A 5,545-nucleotide genomic window follows, 5' to 3' on the forward strand; every position below is an offset into this window, starting at 1 on the left:
GGCAATGGTCATGAACCAGTTCTTAATTCATGACCATCTTAATGAACGAGTGTTAAAGTATTTAGAATAACTTACACACTTTTCTTGACAAGCCCCTTTAATGATTTTTACACCTTTTCTCTCGCACAATTGTCTTCCTACTTGTCTGATATCATTAGTATCTATTTACATAAGGCAGAAGATTCTTTCCTCCAATAGTTTCATGTTTTGAAAATGAAATAGCCAAGTAATGATAATACCATTAACCTTAGTAAGACGTCCGGCCATCCTTTCATAAAATCAGAGGGAAAATGTAGCACACAACACATAAAGCTTCGGCTTATGTCTAACATAACCATAGAAAAATATCAAATAATTTACTAACTATGAGCGGTATAGCCTCGCTTATACTTATATCACCCCATAGAACGTAAATAGATTTCAATGGTTTCATCTAACAACTATATTTTTTTCGAAAGAAAGCAATGTCCCTTAATTATCTGGAAGCTCCTCCATACCATCTATTTCATCTGCTTTAATCACAGGTTCACGTGTCTGACCATTAGGTCCTTCAAATATTCCCGTCACAGTAATGAAATCCCCTTCATTCCATTGGTTAAAATCATCCGTTTCATTAACAAGTACAGTATACTCTCCCGCTTCTCCTGTTGATATCATAAATAAATTACTCTGTTCAAAAACAACAACCTCATATTGTACACCTTCTTGTTCAGGCATTTTAGCCGCAGTTATATTAGCAGCATTCTCTTGCTTGTTTGTTATTTCTCCTTCAAGGATGACAACAGAGCCTGGCTGAATAATTTCACTCTCATCCAATTCACTAGGTGCGATGAAGTTATAGTCCATTTTTTCAAAATCGGCTTCCACTGCATCGCTGGCACTATTACTACATGCACTTAGTATGAAAAGAATTACAAGAATCAATAGTTTTTTCTTCATTTTCTGCCTCCTCGCTTAAAATGGATACAAGAACTTTCTTCATATTAATCATGCAGACAAATATATCTTCGCGGATACTATGTTTGTTCTTGAATATAAAATATCACAAATAAATCATTTGCCCAAACAATAAAAGTCTTACTGCCAATAAATCTGATAACTCCTATAACTGCCAGTCTATGATTCTCTCTCAAAACCTGCTTCTTCCAATTCATTAATCATATTTTCTAATCCTAAGCCAGCCTCTTCCAAATTCCCAAAACCATATTCGGGAAGATCTGATTGACTAACTTCTCTAAAATCAATATACATGACTAACTCCATTTCTTGATCACCATAATTAACGTTAACTTCCATCCCTCTTGCTTTCATTAAATTCCCATACATCAATCGAATGTCTTCTTCCATTTCTTCTGCCTCTTCTTTTGTCATATCCATTTCTGCATATGAGTCTACCATAACATATTTCATGGATTGTACTTCTTCTGTTTCAACTTCCAAAATAATTTCAACATCGTTTGCAAAATCCTCTATATCTCCTCTAAAGGTGATCGTTTCACTAGAACTACAGGCTATCAATCCTAACGTACAGAAAAATAAAAGCAATAGTCTAATCATTCTTAAAGGTTGTTTTTTTATTATCTGCACAGCTCCATTCTAAACTAATACATTTAGTTTACGAATTATATCTAGTATTCTATTTACTTTCCAAACTCATCTGCCTCAAATTCCCAAAGAATTTCGTTGGATAAGTAATCTGACTCCCATCCATTTCTCAATTCGTAATGGTTTGATTCGTTGACATCACAAACGAGCTCTCTTGTAAATGAAGCCTCTGGTTCTATCTCTTCTTTGTCTCCAAGCCCATAAGGCCATACAAAAAAAGTGATTATGCCTCGCGTACAATTCACCATATCACCTTTTAAATCTATGGGATCTAAATCAAGTGAATCAATTGGTTCATTTGTCAATCGTCTCTCTCCATTTAGTTAAATGAACTTCTACACTATTTGCTTTATTTTTTCTGACAATATCAATGATTTCTTCTTTAGACTTAAAATGGTGGTAAATACCGCCTTTAGATATACCAAGTGTATTCGCAATATCTCGCATACTTGTTTTCTCGAACCCTTTTTCCATAAATAATTGAACGGCCGTTGTAATAATATTTTCTTTAGTCTGTTTGGCATTATATTTTCTGCTCAAGTTTTATTCACTCCTATCAAAAAACCATCTGGTCGGTTTTAAAAATGTATCGAAAATTTATACTAGTGTCTAATTTGCCCTTTCTTACGAATCTTTAAGTCTGCAAATCGGGCGAGATCTATTCCGGCCTTTTGTAAGAGGGACAGCGAGTCCTAAACTTCCAAACAGATACTTAAAATGATTGATTCTTGTTTTGAATCATTATAGACATAGGTTCTTACTTTATATTTTTAGATAAATAAACACTAGTGCTGCATCAAAGCTACCTATTAATACAGGATAGTTGCCTTTATTAAAGTTACTTTATCCCATGAAATATAGTTCTAACTGGCTGCTTATTCAGCAAAATGAACCAGTAAAATTTCTATCCTAAACACAGCAATTTATAAGAAACCTTCCCCTATATCATTTGCTACAATAAGTTGTAGATTTAATACAAGGAGGATATAGAATGAGAAAAGTAGTTTTAAAAATGGATGTTTCTCTTGATGGATTTGTTAATGCAAGGGATGGAAGTGTGGATTGGATTTTTGATAGTGTTGATGATGAATTAAAAGCATGCATCGTTGACATTCTTTCGCAGGCTGATGTCCATATAATGGGAAGGGTGACCTATCAAGATATGGCGGAACATTGGCCGTCATCGACTGATGAATATGCTCCGCCAATGAATGAAATTCCAAAGGTTGTCTTTTCTAAAACATTGACGGAAGTAAGTTGGAAACATTCCCGTTTAGCAAATAGGGATATAGCGGATGAGATATCCATGATGAAGCAACAACCAGGAAGCTATATTTTAGCACACGGAGGGGCGGACTTTGCCCAATCTCTTTCAAGACTTGGATTGATCGATGAATATAGGTTGATTGTTCACCCAGTTGTGTTAGGAGATGGAATGCCTGTATTTAAGAATATAGCTGATTCCATTAAACTCAAACTTACGGACACAAAGGTATTTAACACAGGAGCCATCCTGCTCACATATCAAACGCTCAGAAATAAAGAAAGTAAATAGATGTTATGTTCAAACGTCTAACAGTAACTGAAAGATTTCCATAGTTAGTGGCTGCCCGGTGTGACATAAAATTTTCATAATCAATGGTAGTCTTTTGTTAATTAATTTTTCTATTTTTTTTCATTTAAGTTTTTTTGTAAATGAAGGAGGAGTTCTATAGCAAGGAAACAAAGATTGACTATGATAGTATATCGAACTGTCTCCATAATAGATGAGTAATTAACGAGACAGTTCACACAAGAAAGGAAAGCAACCATCTACATGTAATACATAAATGGTTGCTTTCTGTTGCGGAAAATCTATAACCTAGTCCTTAGACTAATATGTCCACACTTTAGCTTGAAGTTCTTGTACACCAAATTCCAATGCCTTGTTTAAGTCCTCGATATAAATATCCAAATAACCATTTGTAATCGCACTTCCTCGGTCTTCACACACGTAAGTTTCATCTAAGTTCGGGATATGTATTTTCGTCCCAAAAGGAAGAGATTGCGGACATGCAATTGTACGTCCTTCCTCTACTACCTCACCAGATGCGGTTATACCATAGGCCGGATCACCAGGTTCTTTTCCAGTAGATTCAGGTCCAGCCGTATAAGCTGTAACTGTAAAAGGAGTTCCCGTTGCATCTGGGATGTTTATGGTTTGCCCTGTTACAATATGGGTAGGATCCGATATCGATGAATTTGCCGCAATGACAGCATTTATATCTACTTGATAGTTTTGAGCGATACGGTATAGAGTATCTCCTGATTGTACTTCATAATGCTTCTCAGCTGCTGCTGTTCCCGCAAATAGTACGAATCCGACCAAAGAAAGAATGATTGCAGAAATATACTTGATAATAACACCTCCCTCTCCAATGTATAATTACTGTCTACCCATCATTTGAACTTGTAAACTTGGATTCTATTTCTGTGGCCATTTTGTAATTGAACTGTAACAAAAACGAAAAAATAGAAAAGTCTTTTCACGCGTATTCTGCCTGTGGATGGTTCTATCTGTAAGTTTATCATTCATTATTTCATCCAATGTAGGCTATACCGGACGGTTTTCTTTTACGCTTTTTATTTTTTTCAATTGTTCAAGAGTCATTAAAATTCGCTGGTTATCATCCCGTTTTAAACCCTACTCTTATTAGCAACTCTATTAACAAAAGTAAACAGTACTAACGCAATAAGAACGAGTACACCACTTCCTAGCCCTACATAGTTTACTGAACTAATACTTATAACGCCACCCCCCACAAATGCACCTAATCCAATTCCCATGTAAAGAGCAGAGGCGCTGAATGATAAAACCATTTGAGCTTGTTTAGGATTTAATGATATAAGAAATGTATTAAGAGCTGGATTCATACCAAACCCCGGAATTCCCCATAATATCGCTACAATAGATACCATAACAATGGCCAAGGCAGATGGATTTAGTAAGGATAAAAATGAGAATGCTGCTAGTAATATGGCGAAACCTCCAAGTGATAGCTTTAATGTTTTTGGCGCACCAATTTTATCTGTAAAGTACCCCCCAACCAAATTTCCGAAAAGTGCACCTATCCCAAACAACATAAGAAAGACACTGATATTATCGACATTCGTAATCTCTGTAATGATAGGAGCTATATATGTATATGTCATGAAACCGCCTGTTGTACCAATAACACTTACACATAATGTTAATAAAATAATCTTATTGAAACCTTTTAATCTTTCTCTAATAGTTAATTCTGCTTCTCTTTCAATTTTAGGTAAAAATAGTAGAACTCCTATCACAGTAATGAATGAAACTACTGATACAAAAATAAAAGAATAACGCCAAGTGAGTGCATTTCCAATCCATGTTCCAATAGGAGCACCTAAAACTAACCCCACAGTTATTCCTGCTAGTATAAATGACAATGCTTTGCCTCTCATTTTGTCCGATACTAAACTAGCAGAAGCAGTCATTGCTAGCGGGGTGAATATCGCAGCGGCGAGTGCAGCTAGTATTCTTGTGAACAAGAGGATTTCAAAAGAAGTAACAATGGCAGACAGAGCGTTGGCAATAGCAAATACCAACATAGATATAATCAAAAGGGATTTTAATGGAAAATTCATGGTTAAGGTGCCAAAAAGAGGGGCTCCTACGGCATAAGCGATAGCAAATGCAGTAACTAACTGTCCTGCTGCGGCAATTGTAACATTCATATCATTAGCAATATGAGGTAATAAACCAGCAATAACAAAATCATCTGTGCCTATTATGAATGTTCCAAGTACTAATATCAGAAGCCGATAATTCATTTAATCCTTCCTCCCTCAATATACTTTCATTTTCTTAAAATATCGCTGTTTTTCTCTAATTTTCATTGATTAATATTAAAAACATTAGGTAAGTCAAGGAATA

7 protein-coding genes are annotated in these 5,545 nt (G+C 35.3%); 1 reads left to right on the top strand and 6 read right to left on the bottom strand.

From position 1 onward, the window contains the following. Positions 1-471 precede the first annotated feature (471 nt). The 4 genes from JOD18_RS23900 to JOD18_RS23915 all read right to left on the bottom strand — a co-directional run bounded on the left by JOD18_RS23900 (position 472) and on the right by JOD18_RS23915 (position 2,145). Positions 472-939 (bottom strand): hypothetical protein, encoded by a 468-nt coding sequence (locus JOD18_RS23900; protein WP_204671960.1) that lies wholly within the window; start codon positions 937-939, stop codon positions 472-474. Positions 940-1,116: 177 nt separating this feature from the next. Continuing rightward, entirely contained in the window at positions 1,117-1,587 is a 471-nt protein-coding gene (locus JOD18_RS23905; protein WP_204671961.1) for a DUF1307 domain-containing protein, read from the bottom strand. Between the two features lie 53 nt (positions 1,588-1,640). Then, complete coding sequence (locus tag JOD18_RS23910) at positions 1,641-1,910, bottom strand: hypothetical protein (protein WP_204671963.1); 270 nt, start codon at positions 1,908-1,910, stop codon at positions 1,641-1,643. After that, positions 1,900-2,145 carry a TetR/AcrR family transcriptional regulator gene (locus JOD18_RS23915; protein ID WP_204671965.1) on the bottom strand — a complete coding sequence of 82 codons (246 nt, stop codon included), beginning with the start codon at positions 2,143-2,145 and terminating at the stop codon, positions 1,900-1,902. Before JOD18_RS23915 ends, JOD18_RS23910 begins: the two co-directional genes overlap by 11 nt. Before the next feature lie 451 nt (positions 2,146-2,596). Between JOD18_RS23915 and JOD18_RS23920 the strand changes: the two genes are divergently transcribed. Then, a complete protein-coding gene (locus JOD18_RS23920) occupies positions 2,597-3,160 on the top strand; it encodes a dihydrofolate reductase family protein (RefSeq protein ID WP_204671968.1) in 564 nt (187 codons plus the stop codon). 318 nt (positions 3,161-3,478) lie between these two features. Here JOD18_RS23920 and JOD18_RS23925 read toward each other — a convergent pair whose 3' ends face one another. After that, a complete protein-coding gene (locus JOD18_RS23925) occupies positions 3,479-3,973 on the bottom strand; it encodes a LysM peptidoglycan-binding domain-containing protein (RefSeq protein WP_239588344.1) in 495 nt (164 codons plus the stop codon). Positions 3,974-4,281: 308 nt separating this feature from the next. Next, positions 4,282-5,442 (bottom strand): MFS transporter, encoded by a 1,161-nt coding sequence (locus tag JOD18_RS23930; RefSeq protein ID WP_204671969.1) that lies wholly within the window; start codon positions 5,440-5,442, stop codon positions 4,282-4,284. Between the last annotated feature and the right edge of the window lie 103 nt (positions 5,443-5,545).

The organism is Gracilibacillus alcaliphilus, assembly GCF_016909015.1.
In the GTDB taxonomy this organism is placed as follows: Bacteria; Bacillota; Bacilli; order Bacillales; family Amphibacillaceae; genus Gracilibacillus; species Gracilibacillus alcaliphilus.

Coding starts and splice junctions, on each gene's coding strand:
- JOD18_RS23900 (WP_204671960.1), bottom strand. CDS start 939: ATGAAGAAAAAACTATTGATTCTTGTAATTCTTTTCATACTAAGTGCA.
- JOD18_RS23930 (WP_204671969.1), bottom strand. CDS start 5,442: ATGAATTATCGGCTTCTGATATTAGTACTTGGAACATTCATAATAGGC.
- JOD18_RS23920 (WP_204671968.1), top strand. CDS start 2,597: ATGAGAAAAGTAGTTTTAAAAATGGATGTTTCTCTTGATGGATTTGTT.